General features: G+C 72.7%; 23 protein-coding genes. 18 read left to right on the top strand and 5 right to left on the bottom strand.

The annotated features are described in order from the left end of the window. Positions 1-92: 92 nt before the first annotated feature. Complete coding sequence (locus PSU4_RS23460; RefSeq protein ID WP_186817143.1) at positions 93-557, top strand: helix-turn-helix domain-containing protein; 465 nt, start codon at positions 93-95, stop codon at positions 555-557. Positions 558-765: 208 nt separating this feature from the next. On the opposite strand, the gene PSU4_RS23455 is transcribed toward PSU4_RS23460, so the two are convergent. Together PSU4_RS23455 and PSU4_RS31520 are read right to left on the bottom strand one after the other, a co-directional pair. Continuing rightward, a complete protein-coding gene (locus PSU4_RS23455) occupies positions 766-1,188 on the bottom strand; it encodes a hypothetical protein (RefSeq protein WP_147112491.1) in 423 nt (140 codons plus the stop codon). 61 nt (positions 1,189-1,249) lie between these two features. After that, positions 1,250-1,423, bottom strand: a complete 174-nt coding sequence (locus PSU4_RS31520) for a hypothetical protein (RefSeq protein ID WP_186817142.1) — start codon at positions 1,421-1,423, stop codon at positions 1,250-1,252. Between the two features lie 308 nt (positions 1,424-1,731). Here PSU4_RS31520 and PSU4_RS23450 point away from each other — a divergent pair, with 308 nt between their 5' ends. The 14 genes from PSU4_RS23450 (at position 1,732) to PSU4_RS23395 (ending at position 15,356) form a co-directional block, all read left to right on the top strand. Further along, positions 1,732-1,959 carry a hypothetical protein gene (locus PSU4_RS23450; RefSeq protein ID WP_147112488.1) on the top strand — a complete coding sequence of 76 codons (228 nt, stop codon included), beginning with the start codon at positions 1,732-1,734 and terminating at the stop codon, positions 1,957-1,959. Positions 1,960-2,431: 472 nt separating this feature from the next. Beyond that, entirely contained in the window at positions 2,432-3,583 is a 1,152-nt protein-coding gene (locus tag PSU4_RS23445) for a DUF932 domain-containing protein (RefSeq protein ID WP_147112485.1), read from the top strand. Between the two features lie 197 nt (positions 3,584-3,780). Further along, complete coding sequence (locus PSU4_RS23440; protein ID WP_186817141.1) at positions 3,781-4,848, top strand: DUF3560 domain-containing protein; 1,068 nt, start codon at positions 3,781-3,783, stop codon at positions 4,846-4,848. Between the two features lie 359 nt (positions 4,849-5,207). Continuing rightward, positions 5,208-6,974: a ParB/RepB/Spo0J family partition protein gene (locus PSU4_RS23435; RefSeq protein WP_147112480.1), complete on the top strand. Its 1,767-nt coding sequence runs from the start codon at positions 5,208-5,210 to the stop codon at positions 6,972-6,974. A gap of 247 nt (positions 6,975-7,221) precedes the next feature. Then, positions 7,222-7,518 carry a hypothetical protein gene (locus tag PSU4_RS23430; RefSeq protein ID WP_147112477.1) on the top strand — a complete coding sequence of 99 codons (297 nt, stop codon included), beginning with the start codon at positions 7,222-7,224 and terminating at the stop codon, positions 7,516-7,518. 376 nt (positions 7,519-7,894) lie between these two features. Then, positions 7,895-8,044, top strand: a complete 150-nt coding sequence (locus PSU4_RS31515; protein ID WP_186817140.1) for a hypothetical protein — start codon at positions 7,895-7,897, stop codon at positions 8,042-8,044. A gap of 64 nt (positions 8,045-8,108) precedes the next feature. Beyond that, positions 8,109-8,621 (top strand): hypothetical protein, encoded by a 513-nt coding sequence (locus tag PSU4_RS23425; protein WP_147112474.1) that lies wholly within the window; start codon positions 8,109-8,111, stop codon positions 8,619-8,621. A gap of 154 nt (positions 8,622-8,775) precedes the next feature. Continuing rightward, on the top strand, positions 8,776-9,738 hold the full coding sequence (locus PSU4_RS23420; protein WP_147112471.1) for a DUF4192 domain-containing protein: 963 nt from the start codon (positions 8,776-8,778) through the stop codon (positions 9,736-9,738). A gap of 506 nt (positions 9,739-10,244) precedes the next feature. Further along, entirely contained in the window at positions 10,245-10,706 is a 462-nt protein-coding gene (locus PSU4_RS23415; protein WP_147112468.1) for a single-stranded DNA-binding protein, read from the top strand. Between the two features lie 156 nt (positions 10,707-10,862). Next, on the top strand, positions 10,863-11,111 hold the full coding sequence (locus PSU4_RS23410; protein ID WP_147112465.1) for a WhiB family transcriptional regulator: 249 nt from the start codon (positions 10,863-10,865) through the stop codon (positions 11,109-11,111). Positions 11,112-11,495: 384 nt separating this feature from the next. Beyond that, a complete protein-coding gene (locus PSU4_RS23405) occupies positions 11,496-12,359 on the top strand; it encodes a bifunctional DNA primase/polymerase (protein ID WP_186817139.1) in 864 nt (287 codons plus the stop codon). A 66-nt stretch (positions 12,360-12,425) separates the two neighbouring features. Beyond that, positions 12,426-13,559: a hypothetical protein gene (locus PSU4_RS23400; RefSeq protein WP_147112460.1), complete on the top strand. Its 1,134-nt coding sequence runs from the start codon at positions 12,426-12,428 to the stop codon at positions 13,557-13,559. A gap of 419 nt (positions 13,560-13,978) precedes the next feature. Beyond that, complete coding sequence (locus PSU4_RS31510) at positions 13,979-14,134, top strand: hypothetical protein (RefSeq protein WP_186817138.1); 156 nt, start codon at positions 13,979-13,981, stop codon at positions 14,132-14,134. Positions 14,135-14,531: 397 nt separating this feature from the next. Continuing rightward, positions 14,532-15,356, top strand: coding sequence for a hypothetical protein (locus PSU4_RS23395; protein ID WP_147112458.1), 825 nt, complete (start codon positions 14,532-14,534; stop codon positions 15,354-15,356). A 71-nt stretch (positions 15,357-15,427) separates the two neighbouring features. On the opposite strand, the gene PSU4_RS31505 is transcribed toward PSU4_RS23395, so the two are convergent. Next, on the bottom strand, positions 15,428-15,955 hold the full coding sequence (locus tag PSU4_RS31505) for a translation initiation factor IF-2 (protein ID WP_186817137.1): 528 nt from the start codon (positions 15,953-15,955) through the stop codon (positions 15,428-15,430). Positions 15,956-16,515: 560 nt separating this feature from the next. On the opposite strand from PSU4_RS31505, the gene mobF reads away from it, so the two are divergent. After that, positions 16,516-21,261 carry a MobF family relaxase gene (mobF, locus tag PSU4_RS23380; protein WP_147112450.1) on the top strand — a complete coding sequence of 1,582 codons (4,746 nt, stop codon included), beginning with the start codon at positions 16,516-16,518 and terminating at the stop codon, positions 21,259-21,261. Here the strand turns inward: mobF and PSU4_RS23375 are convergent, their stop codons facing one another. After that, positions 21,262-21,765, bottom strand: coding sequence for a hypothetical protein (locus PSU4_RS23375; protein WP_147112446.1), 504 nt, complete (start codon positions 21,763-21,765; stop codon positions 21,262-21,264). 516 nt (positions 21,766-22,281) lie between these two features. Here PSU4_RS23375 and PSU4_RS23370 point away from each other — a divergent pair. Both PSU4_RS23370 and PSU4_RS23365 read left to right on the top strand, forming a co-directional pair. Beyond that, positions 22,282-22,752 (top strand): hypothetical protein, encoded by a 471-nt coding sequence (locus PSU4_RS23370; RefSeq protein ID WP_147112443.1) that lies wholly within the window; start codon positions 22,282-22,284, stop codon positions 22,750-22,752. A 156-nt stretch (positions 22,753-22,908) separates the two neighbouring features. Further along, entirely contained in the window at positions 22,909-23,469 is a 561-nt protein-coding gene (locus PSU4_RS23365; protein WP_147112440.1) for a DUF3800 domain-containing protein, read from the top strand. 284 nt (positions 23,470-23,753) lie between these two features. Here PSU4_RS23365 and PSU4_RS31500 read toward each other — a convergent pair. After that, positions 23,754-24,147, bottom strand: a 394-nt coding sequence (locus tag PSU4_RS31500; protein WP_186817136.1) for a hypothetical protein, incomplete at its 5' end; no start/stop codon positions are given.

Genomic DNA, 24,147 nt, shown 5'->3' with positions numbered 1-24,147 from the left:
AGGGCTGCCCTCCTGTCGACCCTCCATCCACTGCCCCGGCGGGGTCGACTCCTACCCGCGCAGGCGGGGCTGCCCACTCGCGATCGCCGACCGTGCCGGAGCTGGTCGAGCGCTTGTTCGCCACGGTGAAGCCTGCCGGGGGTCTCGGGCGCGAGTACACCCATCCCGAGATCGCCGAACGCGCTGCCGCGGCCGGGTACTCGATCTCCCCCAGTCATGTCTGGCAGCTGCGCCACAACGGGGCCAAGAACCCCACCATTCGCGCGCTCGAGGCCATCGCTGCCGCCTTCGGCATGCCGCTGGCCTACTTCTTCGTCGACGACGCGCCGCTACGGGAGGACCTGGCGCTGCTCGCGGCCTTGCACGACCCCGCCGTGCGCGACCTCGCCATCCGCGCCCACGGCCTGTCCGCCGAGACCGTCGCCGCACTCGCCACCTTCGCTGACCGAGCCCGCGAGTGGGAAGGCATCGGAGCTCCGGAGTATCCCCCGGAACCAGCAGGCAGTGACGGAGCTGCCCGTGACGGAGCCGCACAGCGCGGGACCGGCGCCGGGTGACCGTCTCTGACCCGCACCCTGCCCAGGGGCCTTCTTCAGGGACACACGGGTCCGGGCGGTCGAGGCGAAGGCCAAGTTGGGGCACGACTCGACGAGTTCAACGTGAACCCGCGGCCCCTGGGGCGGTCCGCACAGGGCTGGTCGACCGCCTCAACTCTGATCACGGCGGGCCGTAGCGCCGTTCAGGAACGGTGGTCAGGCAGGCTGTTCAGGGGCGCGCAGCGCCGCCCGGACGGCGCTGCGCGCGCGTCTGGGCGAGTGTCGGCCGGTCGCTGGCCTTGCCCAGGAGGCGGCGCTCGGAGCCCGGCCAGCGCCGGGTGATGGCCCACTCGGGGGCGACAGCCGGGGCGGTGAGGATCGGCCGGCCTCCGCGCTCCAGCTCGCAGGTGAGGGCTGCGAGCCAGAACCCCCGCTCGGTCATGATCTGGGCCCACATGATCGCCCGGACGGCGCCGCCCACGAACACCCCGCCACGGCGGCTGCCGCGCCCGTATCGCTGCTGCTGAGTGAGGGCGGCGAGGTCCACCCATACTTGTACTGGTGGGTCACAGCGACGGACGGCCGGGTCCATGCTGTCCAGGACGTCGGGCACTGCAAGGACGTCGGGCACTGCATCCTTCATCTCGAACATACATTCGATTATGGGTCATGTGGTGGGCCGCGGGAATGCTGGTACGAGGCCCGCGCCCCGCTCACGATCCGGCGACGTGGACCTTGCTGCCGTCGGGCACGGGTGTGTCGAGGTCGGTCACCGGTTCGCCGTCGAGCATGAGTGCTCCAGCCGCGCGGTGGCGTTCGGCCCTTTCCTCGGACAGGCCGGCCGCGCGGACGAACTCACGGACGGTGCGGATCGGCTGTTCGGTCACCGCACCAGGATGCCTCGACCGTTCGGGCTGGGAGCGGGAGGCGACGCGGACCGAGCGATGGGTCTCCCGGGAGACCTTCGGGGTGAGCTGCACCGGAACCGCCCGAAGGCAGCACACCCCGCTCGGGGCGAGCCGGCGATGAACCCGCGCGCGCACCGACACGGGTGAGACGAGCCCCTGCGGGGTCGCTGGCGCGATCACACCCGGTCCGGCGAGCCGGGACCCCCGCCGGTCCCTGCGGGACCCCGAGCGGGCCGTGCTGGGACGAGCCGCAGTTCCAGCACAACTCCACAGCGAAGGAGCATCCGATGGCCGACCAGAACGGCGTCCCCAGCCTCGAGGGTGTCCCGCTCGTCCTGAGCCCGGGCACGATCCTCGACGTCGGCGACGCCTGTGACCAGGGTTTTACCGTCGACATGCGCCGCGGTCGTTACGACGTGGGCGAGTGGATCGCCTGCCCGGACTGCGGGCAGGAGCACCAGATCGTCGCGGTGACCCCGATCGACATCGTCCACAACATCCGCGTTGTCAGCTGATCTCCCAGACGCCTGAAGGGGCTCGGTTCACCGAGCCCCTTCAGCCGTGTTCTTCCCGGGCACACGTCGGCGCGTGTCCACGTGAGGCGAGAGCCCTGGGCCCGCCTGCCGGGCGGTATGCCAGGCGAATGCCAGGTGAATGGCCGGAGCGGCCTGGTGGGGAGGTGAGGCGGGCGCGGTGCGGGCCCGCCGGTGGGTGAGGGCGTGATGACTCTGCGCCCCAGGCCGGGCTTATCGGCCGATGCCCCGCCTGCCCGGCCCGACACGGGTGAGATCACCGCGGCGGTTGTGGAGCTCGGGTGCGGGCCGGGGGCCGGTGATCTCACACCGGTCGGGCGAACGCGGGCCCCCGCCCGCGCCACGTCCCAGGGCGCGGGCGAGTCACGCCTCACCACCGCGGTGAGGCCGCCCCGGACCCGGCGTCCCCCTCGCCGGGGTCCCGGGGCGTTCTTCGACTCCACCGGGAGTTGCCATGACCGCCACCGAGCTGCTGACCCGCCGTAACGCCGACCTGGGCGAGATCGTCGAGGTCCTGCGCGCCCAGCAGTCCGCCAAGCTCGACGTCGTCACCTGCGCGAGCAACCTGCGGGTCGCCGACGGGGCCCTGCGCGTCGCAGGAGCCGACCACGAGCTGACCGTGGACGGGGTCGCCACCTGTGACGCGGTGCTCAACCCGACCGCATCAGCAGACGCGGACCTGGCCACCAAGCTCGACATCCCGCTGCCCTACCTGCGGCGGATGCGCCAGGCCAAGACCGACCTCTACGACACCAACGTCAACGCGTGGCTGGCCGACCGGCCCGAGCGCCGTTTCCTGGTGCGGGGGCTGCGCGACACCGCGTCCGCGACACCGGGGGTGCTGCGGGCGCTGCTGTCGGACTCCTACCGCATCGTCGACAACCTCGACATCTTGATGGCCGTCCTCGACGGTATCCGCCGCACCGACGTTCAGGCCGAGGTCACCGCGGCCGATCTGACCGAGTCCCGCATGTATGTCAAGGTCGCGTCCCGGCAGGTCGCCGAGATGGCCCCGGAGCTGTTGGCCGGCTACCGCAGCCCGTTCACCGGGGCCTGCGGTGCGGAGAACCCGCTGGTCTTCGCCGGGTTCGTGGTGTCGAACTCCGAGACCGGGCGCGGCAGGTTCACGATCACCCCGCAGCTGGTGGTGCAGGTCTGCAACAACGGCATGACGATCAACCACCACGCCCTGTCCGAGGTCCACCTGGGCGGCAAGCTCGACGAGGGCCGCATCCGGTGGAGCACCGATACCCACGCCGCCGCGCTGGATCTGGTCGGGAAGAAGGCCCGCGACGCGGTCGCGACCTTCCTCGACCGCGACTTCGTCCGCTCCCAGCTCCACGAGATCACCGCGCAGGCCGGCGTCGCGATCAGCGCACCCGCGGAGACCATCGAGTACGTCGCGAAGAAGCTCAACTTCACCAGCGAGCAGCAGGACGCCATCTTGGCTGACTTCATCTCCGGCGGTGCCTGCACCTCCGGCGGAGTCCTGCACGCGGTCACCTCCGCCGCGCAGCGCCTGACCGACGCCGACGCCGCCTACGAGATGGAACGCCAGGGCCTGCGAGCGATGAGCCTCGCCGCCACGCACGCCATCACCCGCTGACCTGCCCAGACCTGCCTGGCGGTCCCGCACCCACTGCGGGGCCGCCGGTTTCCACGCCACCGGCACTCACGCCCACCGCACTTGCGAAAGGACCATCGGCGATGACTCAGCCGCAGAACCTCCCGACCCTGACCGAGCCAACCCCGCTCCCGACCGAGCCGGCCCTGACTGGGCCGACTCAGGGCCTGGCACCGCGGATGTTGGTCATCGAGCACACCTACGCCGAGGGCACCTGCCTTGAGGGCACCCGCCGTTCGGATGACCTGTACGCGACGTTGCGGTCGCTGGGGTGGCTGTGGCGGGGTTCGGTCGGGGACTTCCGGTTGCAGGCCAGTCAGGATCGCCCCGCGAAGCGCGGCGCGATCGAGCGCACCGTCGCGGCGTTGCGCGCGGCCGGGTTCGCCGTCGAGGTCCGCATCGGCACCACCCCCCGGCCCGCGCCGGAGGCGGAGGTCGACCGGGCTGTACGCGCCGAGACGCGCGCGGACCGGTTGACCGCCCGCGCCGCCCGCCTCACCGGCGAGGCGGCGAGCCGGGAGGAAGCCGCGAACCGGGTGCTCGACCACATCCCCCTGGGTCAGCCCCTCCTGACCGATCACTACTCCTACAACGGCGATCGTCGCCGTCGGGAGCGGGCGCACGCGAACATGGAGCGGTCGGTGGCACTCGAGCGGGAGGCCGGGCGGACCGAGGCGGCGGCGGCGACCGCGGCCGCGCACATGCGCCACCGGCACAACCCGCACACCGTGGCCAACCGGATCCGCACCCTGACCGCCGCGCTGGCGCGCTACGAGCGCGAACTCGCCGCGCTGGCCACCAACGCCCAGATCTGCGTCGAGGCCCGGGTGCGACGCGAGGGTGACCTCGCCGAATACGTCGAGAACGCCCGCGAGCAGCTCAGCTACTGGCAGCGGGTCCGCGACGCCCAGATCGCCGCGGGTGAGGCCACGAACTACAGCCGCGACGACATCAGCCGCGGGGACCTGATCCGGTATGAGGGCGGCTGGTACGTCGTGGTCCGCGCGAACGCGAAGAGCGTGTCGGTGCCCTCCCCGCTCACTGGTGGCGGCGCGACCCACACCGTGCGCTACGAGCACCTGCGCGAGCACGTCACGCCGGACTCGCCGCGGTGGCGCGAGGTCGCGGTCGCGGCGGTACTCGGTGCCCGGCTGATGGCCCACGGCGGGCAGCTGAGCGACCCGGAGTGGAAGAAGGTCACCGACAGCGTCGCCGACCAGCTTGGCGCGCTGTCAGACCCCGGCTGAGACCTCGGATCCCTGACCTCCCGCCGGCACGGGCCGGCGGGAGTCGCGGTAGTGGTCCCGAGGTGCGGGCCGCGAGGGGCGGCCCGCGTTGTGGGACTCGCACCCTGGCGTCCCCGCGCTCGTGCCCGGCGATGAACCCCGCCGGTCCCGCCCCGGGTGAACCCGCCCCCGGCACGCGAACCCTGCCCCGCCCCGGACACGGCCCCGGGCTGCAAGGGGCGGGTCCACTCCGGCCGGACCAGCGCGAACCCCCGCCGGCCAGCGGCGACGGGGCGCCGTGGGCGAGGACGTCCCACCCCGGGACGCACCCCACGCCCCCGCCGGGTCGTGAGGCTCGACTCCCCTTCTTGGAGGTCCGCGTGAGCACAACCGAACCCACCAGCACCGAACCCACCAGCACCGAACCCGCACACCCTGACGGCACCGCGACCAGCGCCGATGGCGGCACCGCGACCAGCGCCGATGGCGGGAACGCTGTCGTCGGGGCGGTGGCGCCCGGTCCGGTCGGGGCCGAAGAGCTCGGGACGTTGATGTGGGTGGACCCGGCCGAGCTGGTCGTGGGGATCAACACCCGCACCGAGGTAAGGCTGAGCGCGCATTTCGTCGCCGACATCGGTGAGCGCGGGGTGCGTGAGCCGATCACGGTGCGCCGCCGCGACGACGGCGCGCTGGTGGTGCGCAAGGGGCAGCGCCGTACCCTCGCCGCGGTGAAGGCGGGCCTGGCGCGGGTGCGGGTACTCCTTGAGGCCGACGACGACCCGGACGGGGCTGACCGACAGGGCCAGATCGCGCGGATCGTCGACCAGCTCGGGGAGAACAACCACCGGGCCGGCATCGGTGACAGTGAGGAGGTCGCCGCCCACCAGGAGCTGCTCGAGCTGGGCCTGACCGCGGCGCAGATCGCCCGCCAGACCCGGACCCCGGCCGCCCGGATCCGCCAGACCGCGCGGGTCGCGGCCAGCGAGATCGCGGCCAAGGCGATGGCCCGCTACGAGCTGACCCTGGACCAGGCGGCGGTGATCGCCGAGTTCGACGACGGCACCGCCGAGGGCATCGAGGCGGTCAAGACGCTCACGGTGTGCGCGGCGCGCGAGCCAGAGCGGTTCGCCCACACCGCGCAGCGCGCCCGCAACGACCGCGAAGACCGCCGGCTGCTCGCCGACGCATACGCCCACGCCCGCGAGCAGGGCATCGCCCTGCTCCAGACCGACCCCGACCCCGACGGCGACGGCGAGCGCTGCGAGTACCCGGGCGCGCGGGCGTTGACCGAGCTGCGCCCGCGGGTCGAGGACCCCGTCTACACCCGGCTGAGCGTCGAGGACCACCAGGACTGCCCGGGTCACGCGGTCGCGATGGAGGTCCGCCGGACCTGGCGAAACACCGAGGCGCCGACGGTGGAGACGATCGCCTACTGCCTGGACCCCGACGCCCACGGCCACGCCCCGTACTACGAACGCCACACCAGCCCTGACGCGGCGGCCGCGGCGGCCTCGGAGGAGGAGGTGGCCGCGGCGAAGGACGCCGCCCGGGCCGAGCGCCGGCGGGTGATCGAGGGCAACAAGGCCTGGGACGCCGCCGTCACGGTGCGGCGGGAGTTCCTGCGCACGCTGCTCGCGCGCAAGGCCGCACCGAACAACGCTGCCCTGTTCGTCGCCGAGGCGATGGCCACCGGCGGGCACGAGCTGCGCCGCGCGTTCGAGGGCGGCAACCAGCTCGCCTGCTCGCTGCTCGGGGTCGAGGTCCCCGACCGCTGGCACGTGGGCAAGCCCAACCCGCTGCTCGGGCTGCTCGCCGGGGCGAAGGCGGGCAAGGCCACCCAGGTCATGCTCGCGGTCGCGTTGGCCGCCGAGGAGGACAGCCTGCACCGCCACAGCTGGCGAGAAGGCAACGCCCGCCCCGACACCCGGGCGGCGGCGTACATGAGCGCACTGAAGAACTGGGGCTACACCCCGACCCACGTCGAGGAACTACTCATCGACCCCAACGCCGTCGACCCGGCTGCTGAGGACCCGGCAGATGCCGGCGGCGACGACGACACCTCGGACACCGACGTCCAGGACGGCGGCGACGAGGACGGCGGCGACGAGGACGGCGGAGCCGACCTGGCCACGGAGTCGGCCGCCTGATCCAGGGAGCGGTGGGGCCGGGACGCTCCCGGCCCCACCGCGCGTCTCTCTACGGGTGAGAACCGTTGCGCGACAAGGAGAACCGTATGCACGCCGACACCGTGATCGGGTTCATCGACACGACTACCGCGCCTGCGGCGCTGACCAGGGTGATCCCTCACCCGGTCGGCGCCGAACAGGACCACGACCGCGCTGGGGGACACGACCAGGCTGCGGGACGGGGCGGCGCTGCGGGAGGGGGCGGCCGATGAGGCACGTGGAGTGGGAAGACCGCGTCTCCGACCTGCACATCCGGTTGATGACTGCGGCCGAGGCGACCGCCGAGCTCAACCCCGAGTGCGGGATCGCCTCCTCGCACGTGCTGGTGCTGAGCTCGGGAGGCGATGGTGATCTGGCCACCGGCGGCTCGCTCGAAGAGCTGGCCGCGCTCAGCGCGCGGATCAGCCAGCTCTGCGCAGGCGCGGGTGAGGCGGAGAAGCGACCAGACGGCCGCCACAGCGCCGAGGAAGGCGACGACGAGCAGGTCGCGCACGACCTGACCTGAGAACGAGGGCCCAGCGGGTGGGTGCGGCCGAGGGCCGCATCCACCCGCTCTGGGGGAGTCCGGGGCCAGGGCCGAATGAGGGGGCCCGGCGGGTCGGGCCGGTGGTGGGTGGTGCGGCCGCAGTGTCCGGGCAGGGCGGTGCGACGAGACCGCCCGGAGGTCAGCACAGACGGCCGGGGCGAGCGGGCCGACGAACCCGTGCCGACCCATCCCGGTGAGACCGCGTGCGGTCGGGTAGCTCGGCCGCCGGCCGGGTAGATGCGGTCACACCCGGGATGGGCCAGCCGGAACCGCCGTCCCGTCCCCTTCGGGGACCCCGGCCGCCCGCGCTGAGGCAGAGCCGCGTTCCCGCCGCTCCGCCCACCAGGAGGCCCTGATGTTCCGCACCGCGACCACCACCCCCGCTCCCAGCTCGGCGTTCGCCATCACTGGCGAGAGCGCGTGGCGCGAGTTCGACGACCGCGATGCCCACCAGGACCGCATCGCCTCCGACCTGGCCGGGGCTCTCGACGAGCCCGGTCTCTGAGGGCCCGCCCGCGGCGGGCCCCACCCGGGGCTCGCCCTCCGCATCGAAACGGAGGCAACCGAGGATGCTCGACCCGACCGGCAAGATCAACCAGATCGACCGTTTCGACTACTGCCGCAGCTACGTGCTGCCCGGCGCGGTCGAGACCAACATCCCGCGCGACCGCAGCCAGCTCGGGAGCTACGGCGCCCACGAGTACGCCCGTGGCCTGCTCATCGAGACCGCGCAGCAGCTCGGCGCCCGCCCGGACCAGCTGTACTACACCGACGACGAGTCGACCTGCGCCGAGCGGTGGGACATCTGCCGCGACCCCGGCGGCTGCGCGGCCGGCCCGATCACCCTCAGCGTGGTGGCGCTGCAGCTCGCGGTCCCGCTCGACACGATCCGCGTCACGGTGATGTGGTTCCGCTCCCTCGACGACGGTGGCCGCCATGAGGGGTGGCGGTTGAGCCTCGACGGGTGGCCGGTCCCCGAGCAGGACCGCACCTACCCGCCCAGCCCCCGCGCCACCGGCGCGCTCGTGGCCAGGCAGCACCACGCCGCAGCGGAGGCCCGGCTGCGAGCAGCGACCCGCTGACCACCCGCCGGCCCGGACCGCCGCACCCGCGGCGCCGGGCCGGCGCACACCCCTGAGCCCTGCGCCCAGCTCCCTTGTCCCGAGCCGGGCGGTTCTGCCCTGCCCAGTTCGGCCCTGCCCAGTCCTGTTCACCCTGCCCGGAAGGAATCCGATCATGACCACGACGCAGCGACCGATCCGTTTGACCAGCGGCGACGCCGTCCTCGCCTCGATCCCGACGCTCGTCGGGTTCACACCGGCGGACTCACTGGTGATCATCACCCTCGCCGGGCGGCGGGTCGGGATGGTCCTGCGGGTTGATCTCCCGGCCGCGGGGGAGGAGACCTCCGAGGTGGCCGCCCACGCTGCGCAGATCATCGACCAGCAGGGCGAGGCGCTGACCGCGGTGGTGGTGGTCATCGGGGAGGACACCCGAGCCGACGTGACCGGCGCGGTCACCGAGGCGTTGGCCCTGGTCCGGGTCGGTGTGGTGCAGGCCCTGCACACTCCCGCGATCACGGCGGGCATGCCGTGGCAGTGCCTGTGCGGCTGCGGCCACGCGGGCATCCTCGACGATCCGGCGGTCTCGGTCGTGGCTCTCACCGCGGCCGTGAGCACCGGGCAGGTCTCATACGGCTCCCGGGAGGCGCTGGCCGCGGAACTCGACAGCCGGATCGACAGCGTGACCGCGCAGCGGCGCGCGCAGATGATCGACGCGCTCGACGGCGAGGGTGTCGAGGCGGGCGTCGCGATCCTGAAGCTGAGGGAGCAGGTGCTGTCGGGGCGGGGCGACCAGCTCGACGACGACGTTCTCGTCGGGATCGGGGCCGCATTGCTCACGCAGGCGCGCCGCGACGCGCTGGTGGAGTGGACCGCCGAGAACACCGAACCCGGTCTGATGCGGGCGGTGTGGCGGCAGCTGGTGCAGCAGCTGCCCGGGCAGGCCCGTGCCTACGCCGCGACGTTGTGTGGGCTCGCCGCGCTGCTCGAGGGTGACGGCGCCACCGCCAACCTCGCGCTCGACCTCGCCGGACAGGTCCACCCCGGTCTGAGGCTCACCGAGCTGGCCGCCCGGATCGCCTCCTGCGGGATCGACCCGATCACGCTGCGGGAGATTCTGCGCGACACCGCCCGCTGACTCATCTCCGCCCCGGCCGGTCACGACTGCGGCCGGGGCACGAGTTCTGCTGGTCGGGGCTCCCGAGCCACCGTTCTTCAGCACCCGGGTCGACCTGCCGTCGTGCAGACCGGGGCGGGTGCTGTGGCCGACGAGGCCGCGGACGGGCTGGTCGCGGCGCAGGTCAGGGCCCGGTGAGGGCCGGGCGGCTGCGGGGGATCGGGGATCGGCTGCAGGGTCAGCGGGTCGAGTGCGCGTTCTGGGCGTGGCTGCTGGCCGGAGGCCCGGTGTGGTTGATCCAGACGCCCGGAGGTCAGCACAAACCCCGGGCCATGCCGCGATGAACCCACGCCCGATCCATCCCGGTGAGACCGCCGCTGCGGTTGCGCGAGCACGACCAGCGCCCCGGGTGGACGCGGTCACGACCGGGATGGACGAGCGGGAACCCTCGCCCCAGACCAGGGGCCGTGTGCTGAGGCAAGCCGCGTCAGCCCAACACACCAACCCCCTCGGACAGGAGCCCCACCATGAACGAGAACACCTTCCACGGCACCGTCGGCCGCGAGATCCGGATCAACTACAGCCAGCGCACCGGCAACGCGGTGGTCAACTTCTCCATCGCGATCAACTCCCGGCGCTTCGACAAGGCCAGCGGCCAGTGGGTTTCCCGGCCCACCGTCTGGAAGGACGTGGTCGCGTTCGGGCCGCTCGCCGAGAACGTCTACGACACCCTCGCCACCGGGATGCACGTCGCGGTCACCGGTGAGGAGGTCGACGACTCCTACACCAAGGAGCTCGACGAACCCGGCCGCGACGACGTGGTCATCCGCCGCACCAAGATCGAGGCCCGCGACGTCGCGGTGAGCCTGCGGACCCAGAAGGCGCGCGTGGAGAAGGTCCAGCGCGGCAGCGAGCAGACCGGCGGGGAGCAGGCCGGCGACCCGCAGAGCGGGCGCCGCGACAACACCGCGCCCCAGCCGGTCGGCTGACCCTCGCACCTGCGTCTCGGGCGGCCCGGTCTAGGGCCGCCCGAGACGGGGATGCCCGATCCCCCGGGTGCTCCCCGCAGTGCCAGACGCGCCGCTCGTGTGCGGCGACCAGCACAAACCCAGCGATCAGCAGAACCCAGCCGAAGGAGACGTGAGATGAGTTGGCATGAGCAGGCCGCGTGCCGCGGGGAGGACCCCGCCCTGTTTTTCCCGGTCGGCAACGCCGGGCCCGCGAAGGAGCAGACCGCGCGGGCCAAGGCGGTGTGCGCGGGCTGTCCGGTGATCGCGCAGTGCCGGGAGTGGGCCCGCCGCTACGAAGACACCGGTGTGTGGGGTGGTGAGGACGAGTACGAGCGCCGCGCCGCGCGCCGCCGAAACGCGCGCAACCGGCGATCGGCCGCATGAACACCACCCGAGACGACAGGTGAGACGGGGCAGCCACCGGCCCGTCTCACCACCAACCCCGAGACCATCAACCCGCCGCGAGACCAGGGAGAACACCTCATGCACACGCCCACCACAACCACCACTGCCACGACCACGACGACGGCGACCAACCCGGCGACCACGGCAGCAACGGCGGTCAGCCGTGAGACCAGCACGAACACCGCGACGACAGGTCACGGAAGGCGAGGTTGTGTCGTGCCGTCCTGGCACAGTGCAGACGATCACCACGCAGACGATCACCGTGGAGATGTCTCGCGGAGGGATGTCGTTCGGAGGGGTGTGATGGCCGGTCCGCAACGCCCACGGCGGAGCGCCGCGCGCCCGGCGGGGCCGGGCAGGTTGATGCAGGCCGCGCTGGACGCGGCGGCGGCCGGGCTCTACGTGTTTCCGGTGTGGCCGCGGGGCAAGCTGCCTGCGGTCAAGGAGTGGGAGGCGGCCGCGACCCGCGATCCGGTGGTGATCGAGGAGTGGTGGAGCGTGCGGCCATGGAATCTGGGGCTCGCGGTGGGCCGGTCGAACGTGCTGGTCGTGGACCTCGACCCGCACCGCGGGACCGCCCCGCCGGCGCAGTTCCCCGGCGCGCGCGGCGGCGCGGACGTGCTGGCCCGGCTGGCCGCCGAGGCCGGTGAGCCTGACCCGGTCGACACCTACACCGTGACCACCCCCTCGGGCGGGGAGCACCGCTACTTCCTGATGCCCGACGGGCTGGAGCTGCGCAACACGCAGGGCCGGCTCGGCTGGAAGATCGATACTCGTGGGCATGGCGGGTTCGTGGTCGGGGCCGGGTCGGTCCGCGCTGACGGGCTCTACCGGGTGGCCCGGCACGGGGCCGTCGCCGCGCTGCCGGGCTGGTTGGGTGCTGCGCTGACCCCGCCTCCGCCACCACCGCCGGCGCCGGCGATGGAGCTGCCCCGGCGACGGGCGGACGCGTATCTGCAGAAGATCCTCGACGACGAGCTCGAGGAACTGGCCACGGCGGCGCCCGGCACTCGCCATGACGCCCGGCTCAAGGCCGCCCGCACCCTCGGGCGGCTGGTCGGAGGGGGTGAGCTCGACGAGACCAGCGCGCGGACCCTGCTGCTGGCGGCCGCCGCCGGACACATCGGCGCTGACACCCGCGAGAGCGAGGTGATCCGCGATGTCGAGGACGGGATCGCCTACGGCCGACAGCTGCCCCGAACCCTGCGCCGCGGCGGACAGCGATGACAGCCACGGTGACCGCCACAGCGGCGGAGCCGAGGCGGCAGGAGCGGCGGCGGTGAGGGGTGCGGGGTGGGCCTGTTCCAGGAGTTGACCCGCGGTGAGCTGGGGCGGTGGTTCGCCTCGCGGATGCCCGGCACCGCCGAGGTGGCCAGCGAGGTCGCCGCCGCCGCGGCGTCCGCAGCCGGTCGGGCGGGCGTGGTGCGCCCACCGCGGGATCAGCGGCTCGGGCAGCGGCACTGGGCTGAGGTCGGTGGGGTGTTCGGGATGCGGATGGCCGCCGTCGTCGAGCAGGCTCCGCCCTACTACGGGCTCTACGGGCTGGTCGCGGCCGGTCTGCTCAACGTGGACACGGCGCAGCGGGTCGCGGGGTCGTTCCCGTCGCACCGCGATCTGTCCCCGACGACCCGGGCCTGGGCGCTGGACATGCGGCCGTCACCGAGCGGGTGGCTGGAGCTGGCCCAGCCCCAGCACGACACCGGCGGGCGGGGGTGGGCCGATGAGGCGGTCATGGAGCTGGTGGAGCGCACTGGCCGCTACCACGACGAGCACGCCCCGGCCGGCACCGTCGGCGCGGGCGGGGCCGAACGCGGCCTGGCCCGGGTCTATGGCTGGTGGTCGGCCGCGGAGGACATCTACCGGTCCGGGATCATCAGCGACGACCTGGATGAGCTGCTCGGCGCTGACGCACCGACCGCGGACATGCTGCGCGGGCTCACCGCGGCCGCGGTGGTCGCCGACACCGCCGCGCTGGCGCAGCGGCTGCGCACCTCCGGCAGCCTGGACGCGCTGCACGCGCTGGGCGGGCAGCCCGCGGCCGGGAGCCCGTTGGGGTGTGCTGGCCCGGTGTTCGTGCCGCACTGGGCCGACGGAGATCTGCTGGTCGGCGACACCCTGATCGACGTCAAGACCGTGTTGCGGGCCGACGACCCGGGCAAGGTCGGGCCGTGGCTGTGGCAGGTCCTGGCCTACGCCTGGCTCGACAGCCGCAGCGATCACTACCGGATCCGGGCGGTCGGGTTGTATCTGTCGCGGCACGGGGTGTTGCTGCGCTGGCCCGTCGACGCACTCGCCGCCCGGCTGCTGGCCCACCCGAAAACCGGGGGCACCGGGGTCGGGGCAGTGCGTGGGGAGTTCCTCGCGCTCGCGGCCGCCGCGGCCGCCCGCGACGGCGCCACGGTCGCGCTGCGCCGCAGCCACCCCTGACCCGTCACCCCGACCCGCGACCTGCCCCGCGACCCTGTCCGGCCTTGGTGCGCGCGGCTGGCCGGGGCGCGTTGGCGCTGGTTGCCGGGGGTGGTCCGCCCGGTTCCGGCCGGCGGGCGGGGTGGTCGGCTGGTGGGGTGGTGGCCGAGCGCGCTCTGGACGTGGCGGGTGTCCTCCGGCGCCCGGCACGAGTGGATCGCCCAGAGGTCAGCAGAACGGGCCGGGGCGAGCGGGAGATGAACCTGGCCGACTCCATCCCGGTGAGACCGCGCGGCGGTTGGCGGGTCGGCCGCCGGCCGGGTGGATGCGGTCACACCGGGATGGGCCAGCCAGAACCCTCTCCCGTCCCCTTCGGGGACCCCGACCCGCCCTGCTGAGGCAGAGCCGCGTTCCACCCGCACCGACCACCGGAGGACACGATGGCACTCGCCCAGAACACCACCCCCGAGCCCGACCTCGCGCAGCTCTCCGCCGCGGAGTTCGACGCCTACCTGGGTTGGCTCTCGCGCGAGGTCTACGGCCGGGGCGAGCCGGTCGAGGTCAGCTTCCCGGCGGACTTCGAGCCCCCGTTCTGATGGGCGGCGGGGCGGCCCGCCCCGCCGCGGGCCACCTGCCCCGGCCGCTTCGCAGCCGGCAGCGACCGGTCGTCCACGCTGCCGCCTTGTGGGGCGCTGCCGGGTGCTGCTGGGGAGGGCTGCCGCTCATGGCCGCGGCGGGCCAAGAAACAGCAGATGGACCCGCCTTCGGCGGGGCGGTGGGCCTGCCGGCCCTAAAGCTTGAGCACGGCCTCCCTCAACGTAAAGGGCGCTACGCGTCGCCTGCGGCGACAGCCCTTCGGGCTGCCCTTGACGTCGAGCCTCCGAGGCCGAGCGACCGCCGCTTCGCGGTGGCGGGGACGACGCCCGCCACCAGACCCGGGCCGACAGACCCACCGCCACATACCCAGCGACCAGCGAGGGAAGGTCACCTCCGATGAACCCCACCATCACTGCCGAGGTCATCGCCGGGCGGCTCGCCGAGGTCGCCGCCCTGGTCGAGAGCGGCGCTCTGCGGGAGGCGCGCCGCCGGACCGGGCGGCTGCTGTCCGATGCTGACGAGGGCACTCAGCAGCTGCTCACCCAGTGCCTGCGGGCGCTGGAATGTCACCCGCAGGTGCGGACCGCGCGGCTTCGTCATCTGTGGAAGACCAGCGGCGATGACGGCCGCGCCCTGGTCGAGGCATGCCTGCCCCGCTCCGACCGCCACGGCGACCAGGCCCGGGCCGGGTTGGCTCGCCCGCAGGGCCGGACCGGGGACGGCGGGGCGGCGCGGCGGGCACCGCGTGACCTGCCGCGCCGGTGGATCGCGCCACAGCCTCGCCCGTCGCAGCGCAGCATGGACGCGGGCACTGCTGCCGGGCGGTACTTCGCCGACCGGGTGGAGCCCGAAACCGACCGCGACGACCGCCGCGATGACCGGCGCGACGACGTCCGGCCGCTGGACTACGACCTGGCCGCGGTGCCGCCGCTGCGGGGGCTGCCGTGTGTGGTGTGCCGGACCGAGCGTTGTGCCCGCGACCAGCAGCGTCACACCGATGACGGGCTCTGCGAGGACTGCCGCGACCGTGGCCGTGAGGGCATCAGCGTGCCGTCTTCTCCGGCGACGCGAGAGGCGTGGGTGATCGCCCGCTGCCGCCACATCGCGGCCACCTCGGCCACCACCGCCGAGCGGGTGGCGCGGCTGCGCGCGGACTGGCGCCACCTCGACCACACTGACCGCGCCACCGTGGCCCGGTGGGTGAGCACCCAGGCCGGATAACAGCGGCACCGCAACGTGGAGGGGGCCCCGCCGACCGGCGGGGCCCCTCCACGTTGCGGTGCCGCTGTCGGTCAGACGGTCGTCGCGGCAGCAGCGGCCGGGGCCGGCGGGCCGGCTGCAGGCGGTTCGGGCGGACCGGCCGGCGGCGCGGGCGGTGTCGGCTCGGGAGAGTTTGTGCTGGTCGCCGGGCCGGTAGTGGCGGCGCGGTGGGCGCGCAGGCGGGGGCGGAGTTTCTTGACCGGGATGTCGACGAGCTCGGCGAGTTGCTCGACGGTGCGGCCGAGTTGCTGGAGCTGGTGAAGCACGGCCATCTGCCGGTGTTCGAGGTCGCCCAGCGCCGCCGCGGTGACGTGTTCGATCTCGCCGCGTTGCCGGTCGAGGTCGGCGAGGCGGCGGTCCTGCTCGGCGACGACATCGTCACGGGCGACCGCGACCGCGGCGAACTCCTCGAACAGCTCGTCTTCGCGGCGCCGCCGCGCCTCCTGCTCGGCGTCGAGCCGGTCACGGGCAGCGGTCAACCGGGCAAGGTGCTCCCGCGTGGCGGGACGACGACGGGAGCGCCCCGGGCGCTGCCCGGTCGGCGCGGTCGGCTCGACCATCAGGGTTGGACTCCTCACAGACGACAGCAACAGCAAGATCACGATACCGGCGGCAGACTCTGCGCAGCGGCGGTCTCAGCCGATCGAAGGACCGGCCAGAACCGCCCGTCCCGGCTCGCTGCCTGGCCGAAAACTCCCGGCCAGAAAATGACGGAGGCGGCCGACAGTGAGCGGCCGACCGGCCGCCGACGCTGGCCGAGCCAGCGCGGCCATCCTCAGCCGCGAGGCGATGCATCTACCGATGACGTCACGGTCTCATAGAGCAACACCCCACGGCGCCGACCGCCGCCGACTCTCAGGCCCGTAGCGGGCCCTGAACGCGCCGCACAGCCTCGACCACCCGACGGCCGCCGCGCCTCCCCCTCCTCCTGTCCCTCCTCCGCCACTCCACGCCTTTCTCACCACTACCAACGCCACTTCACACCTCGCCAGCACATCCGCTCCCTCACGACCTCCCTGACTCACCCGCTCCTCATCGCACCCACATCCTCCACCGCTCCAAAGCCAACACACCTATGCATTAGTTAATGATCATGGGGCTGGTCGGGTAAGCTGATCTCGTGCTCCGGATCACCGCCGTGTCCGCTGGGGCGGTCGAGTACCTGCTGAAGGGGTCCGGCTGCGCCGAGCACGAGCACGCCCCCGAGCGCAACCAGGCGCCCGGCCAGGAGGTCGAGAAGGGCGCGGGTCTGACGCAGGACGCGGCGGGCTATTTCCTCTCGGCGCAGGAGCATGGGGAAGCCCCCGGGCGGTGGTACGGCAGCGGGCTGGGCATGCTCGGGATGGTCGCGGGGAGCGCGGCCACCGCGGAGGATGTGCGGAAGGTGTTCGGGGAGCTGAAGCACCCGGACAGCGACGATTTCCTGGGCCGGGCGCCGCGGCAGTTCAAGGACTACGACGCGCGGGTGGCGGCCGCGCTGGAGCGGGAACCGGACGCGACGCCGGAGCGGATCAAGGAGATCGAGCTCGCCGCCCGCACCGACGGCCGCAAGGCCGTCGCCTACTACGACTTCACGTTCAGCCCGGTGAAGAGCGTCAGCGTGTACTACACCGCGCTGGTCGCGGCGGGCGCGCACGCCGAGGCGGAGACGGTGCTGCAGGCCCACCGCGAGGCCGTGGACGTAGCGCTGGGGCACCTGGAGGAGCACGGCGCGTACGTGCGGGCGGGCTATCACGGCAAGACGATGGGTGGGCGTTCGGTCGGTCGCTACGAGCGGGCCACCGGGCTCGCGGTGATCAAGTTCGATCACTCGACGAGCCGGGCGAACGAGCCGCAGCTGCACTGCCACGCGGCGGTGCTGAACCGGGCCACGACGGTCAGCGACGGGGTGATCCGGGCGCTGGACGCGAAGGGGTTCCGCCCGATCAAGGAGGCGGTCGCGGTCGCCTACGAGCGGGCCCTGGAGGTCAAGCTCACCGCTGGTCTCGGGGTGGTGTTCGCGACCCGCCCGGACGGTAAGGCCCGCGAGATCCTGGGGGTGGACTCGTCGCTGGTCGCGGAGGCGTCGACGCGGCGCGCGCAGGTGCAGGAGCGCGCCGGGGAGCTCGTCGAGGCCTACGTGGACCGGCACGGGTACGAGCCGAGCCCGGCTGCGCGCAAGGCGATCATGCAGATGGCGACGTTGGAGACGCGGCAGGCGAAGGGCCCGGAGTCTGGGCCGCGGGCGTTGCGCGCGTGGGGGCAGCAGCGCGCGGGGCGGCTGGTCGCGATGCTGGAGGGGGTCGATGCCGCGGCCGCGGAGGTGGCGCGCGAGGGTCACCCGGACGCCGCGATGATGCCCGACCAGAGTGACCGGGCTGCGATCGTGGCGGCGGCGGTGCTGGACGTGCAGTCGCGGTATGCGACGTGGACGCTGGGGAACCTGATCGCGGCGGTGGACCGGCAGGTGCTGCACGCTCCCTGCTCGGCGGAGGAGCGGCCGGCCTACCTCGAGACGTTGGCGCGCGAGGCTGTGTGTGCGGGGAACGGCTTCGGTGTTCTGGTGTTGACCGCGGCGGATCCGGTCGAGGTGCCGGTGGCGTTGCAGCGGCCGGAGGATGGGCGGCTGGTCTACCGGCCGCACCTGGACGAGGTCTACGCGACCGAGGCGCACCTGGAGACCGAGCGGCGCATCGTGGTGGGGGCGCGGCAGCTGACCGCGCCGGCTATCAGCGGCCCGGAGCTGGAGGTGCTGCGTGTCGAGCTGGCGGCGACCACGCTGACCGAGGACCAGCGGGCTGCGGTGCTCGGGGTGGTGTCGTCCGGGCGGGCCGGGGATGTGCTGATCGGCCCGGCGGGCACCGGGAAGAGCTTCACCGTGGCCACGCTGGCGGCGGTGTGGAGCGAGCACACCGGCGGGCGGGTGCTGGGGCTCGCGACCTCGCAGCGCGCGACTCAGGTGCTGAACGAGGAAGGGCTGGAGGCGATCAACACCTTCCAGTTCCTGGCCCGGTTCTCCCCGGACGCGAACGGCGTGGTCCGCGATCAGGTGCGCGCCGGGGACCTGTTCGTGCTGGACGAGGCCGGGATGTCGGGCACCGACGAACTGGCCCGGATCAGCGCGCTCGTCGAGGCCGGCGGCGGGAAGCTGCTCTACACCGGTGATCACCACCAGCTCGGCGCGGTGGGCGCCGGTGGCCTGCTGGACCTGCTGGCCACCGACAACGGCGCGTACGAGCTGGACGCGGTCCGGCGGTTCTCCGCGGACTGGGAGAAGCAGGCCAGCATCCGGCTGCGGGTCGGGGACACCAGCGTCATCGCCGAGTACGAGGACCGCGGCAGGCTGCGCGGGGGCACGGTCGAGCAGATGCAGGAGGCCGCGGTACGCGGCTACCTCGCCGACACCCTCGCCGGGCAGGACTCACTGCTGATCGTCGGGACCAACCCGGAGGCCGCGGACCTGTCTCGTGCCGTTCGCGAGCAGCTGGTCGCGCTGGGCCGCGTCGACGCCCGGGTCCTGGCCACCGGCCGCGACAAGAACGCGATCAGCGTCGGCGACGTCATCCAGGCCCGTCGCAACGACTACCAGATTGAGGTGCGCGGCGGGCGCGGCATGGTCGTCAACCGTGAGATCTACACCGTCCGCGGTGTCGACGAGCGCGGCCGGCTGGTCGCGGACACCCGCGACGGGGCGACGGCCTACCTGCCCCGCGACTATGTGCGTCAGCATGTGACGCTCGGCTACGCGGGCACGATCCACGCCGCGCAGGGCCGCACCGTCGACACCTCCCACAACCTGCTCGGCGTGGCGTCGAGCCGCGAGGACGCCTACGTGGCGATGACCCGCGGCCGGGAACGCAACACCGCCTACCTGACCACCGAGCGGGCCCCGGATGCGCACGAGCCCGAACGGCTGGCCATCGACCCGGTCACCGCCCTGGCCAACATCCTGGACAACACCGACCCGGCCCGCGCCGCCGAGCTCGAGCACCGCGCGGCGGTCGAGGAGGGCCAGAGCCTGGCCTGGATCGGCACGCAGTGGGACCTCGTGTCGCGTGAATGGGCCGAGTACCGCTACAGCGACATGCTCGCTGGTCTGCTCGGTGACACCGCGCAGGTGGATACCGCGCAGGGCGGTATCGAGAACCTCGTGTCGGCGCAGCACGAGCACGGGTGGGGTCGGCTGATGCGCACCCTGCGCGAGGCCGAGATGGCCGGCCACGACGTCGAGAAGGTGCTGGTCGCGGCGGTGAACGCGCGCAGCCTCGGCGACGTCGACAGCGTCACCGACGTGCTGCGCTACCGGGTGCGGCTGCTGACCGACCAGCGGATGCCCGAACAGCAGGTCGAGGCCGGCGACTGGACCACGCTGGGCCCGCCGATGGCCGGGCCGGTGGGCCAGTGGCTGCAGGAGATGGCGGTGTTGGCCAGCGACCGCCAGCACGAGCTCGGTGAGCGCGCGGCCGAGGACCTGCCGGCGTGGGCGGTCGAGCACCTGGGCGCGCCGCCGGTCGAGTCGGGCCAGCGGGCGGAGTGGGTGCGCCGGGCCGGGATCGTGGCTGCGTATCGGGAGCTGTCGGCGGTCTCGCCGGAGCAGGTGTCGATCGGTGTCGCGCCCAGCCGGGAGCAGGAGTTCCGCCGCGCGCTGTGGCAGCAGGCGCACGCCGCGATGGGCCGGCCGGTCGACGCGCTGGACCTGGCCACGGCCACCGACGCCGAGCTGCGCGAGATCCAGGCCCGCTGGCAGCGGGAGCAGACCTGGGCGCCGCCGTTCGTCGCCGACGAGATGGCCGCGGCCTACACGGTTGCCGAGGGCTACCGGCAGGACGCGGTCCTCTACGCCGCAGAGCTGCAGACGCTCGACGTCGATGCCCCGGAGTACGAGACGACTCGGGTCGATGCCGAGCGGGCCGAGCGTCTGGCCCGCGACTACACCGAGCGCGCCCGGCAGCTGGAGACCGTGCACCAGGCCCGCCAGGACTGGTGCGCCGCCACCGAGGACGCCCGGGTGCGCGACCAGCTCGCCGGGCAGGAGCTGGAGCGCCGCGACGTCGCCGACCCGACCCGGACGGTCGCGGGCGAGCCGGAGCAGCTGGAGCTGTTCGGCATCGCGGCTGATCAGCAGCCGGCCACGGCCGAGCCAGACCAGGAGCATGCGGTCGAGCACCAGGCCGGCGCGGCCGCGGCCGGTGAGCCCATGATCGTTGACCGGGATGAGGTCGAGGCGCGTCCTGGTGTCGAGGCCGAGGCGGCCGAGACCGTGGGGTGGTGGCAGCGCTGGCGCGACCGTCTGGTCGGCCAGTCCCAGCCGGTCGAGGTCGAGGTCGAGCCGACTGCCGACGAGCAGGCGACGGAGCTGATCGGGGCAGCGGCCGGGCGGGCGTCGACGTCGGCCGAGACAGCGGTGGAGACGGCGGTAGACCAGGCCGCGGCCGCCGACCGCGGGCGCGACGAGCGGGCCCTGACCGAACCGGACCGCGAGGACAAGAACCAGCTGACGCTGTTCGAGCTCTCCGACGAGGCGCGCGTCGGCGCGCAGCCGCTGCGGGTCGAGACCGAGACCCCCGAACGTGGCCAGGGGCAGGCGGTCGAGCCCGGCCAGGGCGACACCGAGGTGCGGGTCAGCCTGGCCGAAGCCCGCCAGCAGGCCCGCCTGGCACAGGCCATCCGGGAGCAGCGCGAGGCCGCCGAGCCGGTGCGCGCCGCGGAGCGCCGCCGTCAAAGCGTCGAGACTGTCGAGGCTGACCGGACCCGGCGCGACCAGGCCGAACGCGACCAGAGCATCCACGGTCCGGAGCGGACCACCGGCCACGAGCACCACCGGGCCGGAGCGCAGATCGAGCTGGGGCAGGAACAGTCCGAGGACTGGGGCCTGGACCTGGACTGATCAGCCGCCCCAGCGCGACCGGTGCGCGCGCTGGCGGCGGACCCGTTCCTCACGGTGCAACTGCTCGATCACACGCAGCGTCTCCGGCAAGTCCTCCAAGCCGTTCGAGCCGCGCACCGCGTAGGGCAGCCCAGCGCGCTCCCGAAGCGCGTCCTGCTGGCGGTCGTACGCCTGGACCACCCCGTCGGCTTCCACCCCGGAGGTCACGACCTCACCGCAGATCCTGGTCGCGTTGTCGCGCTCGTCGCGGCTGTAGGGCTTGCCGTCCGGCAACAGCCCGGCAGGCATGATCATGGCTGGCCCCGGCCACACCAGGTCGCGTTCGGCCGCATCCCACGGCAGATCACCGTCGGAGGGGATGGAGGCGTAATCGGGCTCGACCCACGGAGACACTGACTCCACCGCGGCCGCGGCCGCCGGCGACGGCCCTGCGGCGAAACGGCGCGCGAGGTAGTCGTCCGGGTCGTTCGGGTCGAAGTACCGAGCATTGATCTCCACCGGCATGGCGATGGGCCTCCTCCACGTCGGGGGTCCTGAGACAACCCTTGATGGTAGAGGCGAAGACCGACACTCGCGGCCACGTCAGCCGCAGAGACAGGGCAACCGGCATCTGACTTTGCCCCTCGGTGGCGTCCGCGACCCCGACCGCGATGTTGTCCGGCGCGCCGGCGGCGACCGCGAGGCCGGGCAACTGCGCAACAGCGCGGGTAAGGGTCGGAGCGTCTCGCAGCACTCCGGCGATCGCCACGGCAGCGACGACACCGTGGAGTCCGTCGGTGGCGAGCAGGACTCGGTCGCCCGCGCACACCATGTGCTGACCCAAGTGAGTTCAGCTAAGAAGTCAGTCTCAGTACGTCAGTACTGACGACGCTAGTCATGTGCTATACAGTCCTATGATCATGACTGCTGTCCCGTCGCCTGCTATGGGCCTTGGACCGGGTCCGGCGTGGGCTCGCTGCGACGTTGGTGGCCGGTGACGAGGTGGTCAGAGGCCAGGCTGGGATGCTGGAGGGTGAGGGTGTGGCCAGTGCACGGCGAGGTAGGGTCGCGAACCCCCGCGGTACGGTTCCCGAGCGGCTGAACTACCTGTTTCAGAACATTCGCAGCGTCGAGGACAAGCCGTATTCTGCGGCTCAGGTCGCGCGCTGGATCGAGGACAACGGCGGCGAGATCAGCAGCGTCTACATCCTGAAGATCCTCAACGGCGAGCGGAATGAGCCGTCTCAGCGCTACCTGAAAGACCTTGCTCGGTTCTTCGAGGTCTCGCCCGCCTTCTTCTGGGAAGACGAGCCGGCCGACCTCGACGCCGGCGAGCTGCGGGAGCGCATCGTCCTACGCGACGGTCACCTCCGGGCGATGATGCTGCGCGTTGCGCGACTCTCGCCGGGTGCGCAACAGGCGGTGAGCGCGATCGTGGAGGTCCTGCTCAAGGCCGAAGGCAAAGGCTCAGACGAGGAGTTGAGGCGCACCGAGAACACGTCGTGCCTGTAGACGGAGGAGAAGGCGCAACCCAAGGCCCGCCAGCGGCGGCCGCGGTCAGCGCCGGCCACACGATGTAGGGCCGCGTGGTGGTCACCGGCCCCAGCACACAGAGACCGCGGACCTGCGATCAACAGCAGATACTCGGTGGGGGACCATGGTCGCTCTATGGGGTGGTGCGCCTACGTCGACGAGTCCGAGCCCGATCCACGGTTCGCGGCCGGTACCTACCTGCTCGCCGCCGCAGTGATCGAGACCGATGAGCTGCTCGCCGCCCGCGCCGCCGTGGCTGCTCTGCGGCTGAGGGGCCAGAAGAAGCTGCACTGGCGCGGTGAAGGCGCTCCGCGCCGGCGGCGGATCGCTTCCTCGATCGCTGCGTTGCCGATGATGCACACCATCGTGGTCAAGGTCGACAAGGACGCGTCGTCGGAACGGCGCCGTCGGCTGTGCATGGCCAGGCTTCTGCCCGAGCTGCACACCGCGGGCGTCACCGATGTCTACCTGGAGTCGCGGGAGAAGAAGCAGAACGCCGGCGACATCGAGCTTCTGAACGGGCTGCGTCGGCAGAAGGCGCTCACGTCTGACCTGCGGATCTACCACGTCCCAGGTCCGAACGACGCTCTGCTGTGGGTGCCGGACGTGGTGGCAGGTGCGATGGGCTCGCAGCTGGCTGGTGAGCCCGTCTACCTGGACATGTTCGCGACGACTCTTGTCGTGTACGACGCCTAGACATGCCGCGAGCCTGGGACCCCGTCGTCCGGCGGGAACTTCCCAGGCTCACTTCCGACTGCTCCGCAGAGCAGCGGCTAATACATAGTCTAGGTGAACCCCAGAATTGCAGGCAACCAGACGCTGACCGGAATCCTATGCAGCAGGTCAACGGCCCCTTCGCCGCGTAATCGCGATGCCGGTGCCAACCTAGATAACTCCCGCCAGAGCGGACCCGGTGTCGTGGCGGCTGGCCGCACTCTCGTCGAGGGACGTGGGAGCCGGGGGCGAGGTCGAGGTCGGGATCAGTGCGGCGGCGGGTCGTCGCTGGGCTGCTGCCTAGTCTCGGTCTCGGCGTTCTGCGTGGCCAGCTGCTCGTCACGGGTGCGGCGCCAGGCGAGGTCGGCTTGCATGGCCTGGGTGAAGTAGCCGCCCCAGTAGTCGGCGCGGATGACTTCTTGTTCGGCCCAGTCCGGGGAGCGCTGCTCGGGTGGCTGCGGCGCGTACTGCTGGTCATAGGGGTTCGGGTAGGGCGAGACCTCACCGGCGGGTGGGTAGTGCACTCCGGGGTCGACGCTGCGGGCTTGCTGGGTGGTCTCGAGGTGGTCGACGAGGTGTTCACCCGGGCCACCGGTCACTGCCCGGCAGCGCGACTCGGGGACGTAGCGGCGCACCTTCTCCAGAGCCGCGTCGAGCCAG

Source organism: Pseudonocardia sulfidoxydans NBRC 16205, from assembly GCF_007989085.1.
Taxonomy (GTDB): domain Bacteria; phylum Actinomycetota; class Actinomycetes; order Mycobacteriales; family Pseudonocardiaceae; genus Pseudonocardia; species Pseudonocardia sulfidoxydans.
The sequence above is the reverse complement of the archived record's forward strand: the minus strand, read 5'-3'. Positions and strand labels throughout refer to the sequence as shown.

Excerpts from the sequence above, each read along its gene's own strand:
- PSU4_RS23455 (WP_147112491.1), bottom strand. The coding sequence starts at position 1,188 with ATGTTCGAGATGAAGGATGCAGTGCCCGACGTCCTTGCAGTGCCCGAC.
- PSU4_RS23450 (WP_147112488.1), top strand. The coding sequence starts at position 1,732 with ATGGCCGACCAGAACGGCGTCCCCAGCCTCGAGGGTGTCCCGCTCGTC.
- PSU4_RS23445 (WP_147112485.1), top strand. The coding sequence starts at position 2,432 with ATGACCGCCACCGAGCTGCTGACCCGCCGTAACGCCGACCTGGGCGAG.
- PSU4_RS23440 (WP_186817141.1), top strand. The coding sequence starts at position 3,781 with ATGTTGGTCATCGAGCACACCTACGCCGAGGGCACCTGCCTTGAGGGC.
- PSU4_RS23430 (WP_147112477.1), top strand. The coding sequence starts at position 7,222 with ATGAGGCACGTGGAGTGGGAAGACCGCGTCTCCGACCTGCACATCCGG.
- PSU4_RS31515 (WP_186817140.1), top strand. The coding sequence starts at position 7,895 with ATGTTCCGCACCGCGACCACCACCCCCGCTCCCAGCTCGGCGTTCGCC.
- PSU4_RS23425 (WP_147112474.1), top strand. The coding sequence starts at position 8,109 with ATGCTCGACCCGACCGGCAAGATCAACCAGATCGACCGTTTCGACTAC.
- PSU4_RS23420 (WP_147112471.1), top strand. The coding sequence starts at position 8,776 with ATGACCACGACGCAGCGACCGATCCGTTTGACCAGCGGCGACGCCGTC.
- PSU4_RS23415 (WP_147112468.1), top strand. The coding sequence starts at position 10,245 with ATGAACGAGAACACCTTCCACGGCACCGTCGGCCGCGAGATCCGGATC.
- PSU4_RS23410 (WP_147112465.1), top strand. The coding sequence starts at position 10,863 with ATGAGTTGGCATGAGCAGGCCGCGTGCCGCGGGGAGGACCCCGCCCTG.
- PSU4_RS23405 (WP_186817139.1), top strand. The coding sequence starts at position 11,496 with ATGCAGGCCGCGCTGGACGCGGCGGCGGCCGGGCTCTACGTGTTTCCG.
- PSU4_RS31510 (WP_186817138.1), top strand. The coding sequence starts at position 13,979 with ATGGCACTCGCCCAGAACACCACCCCCGAGCCCGACCTCGCGCAGCTC.
- PSU4_RS23395 (WP_147112458.1), top strand. The coding sequence starts at position 14,532 with ATGAACCCCACCATCACTGCCGAGGTCATCGCCGGGCGGCTCGCCGAG.
- PSU4_RS31505 (WP_186817137.1), bottom strand. The coding sequence starts at position 15,955 with ATGGTCGAGCCGACCGCGCCGACCGGGCAGCGCCCGGGGCGCTCCCGT.
- PSU4_RS23375 (WP_147112446.1), bottom strand. The coding sequence starts at position 21,765 with ATGCCGGTGGAGATCAATGCTCGGTACTTCGACCCGAACGACCCGGAC.
- PSU4_RS23365 (WP_147112440.1), top strand. The coding sequence starts at position 22,909 with ATGGGGTGGTGCGCCTACGTCGACGAGTCCGAGCCCGATCCACGGTTC.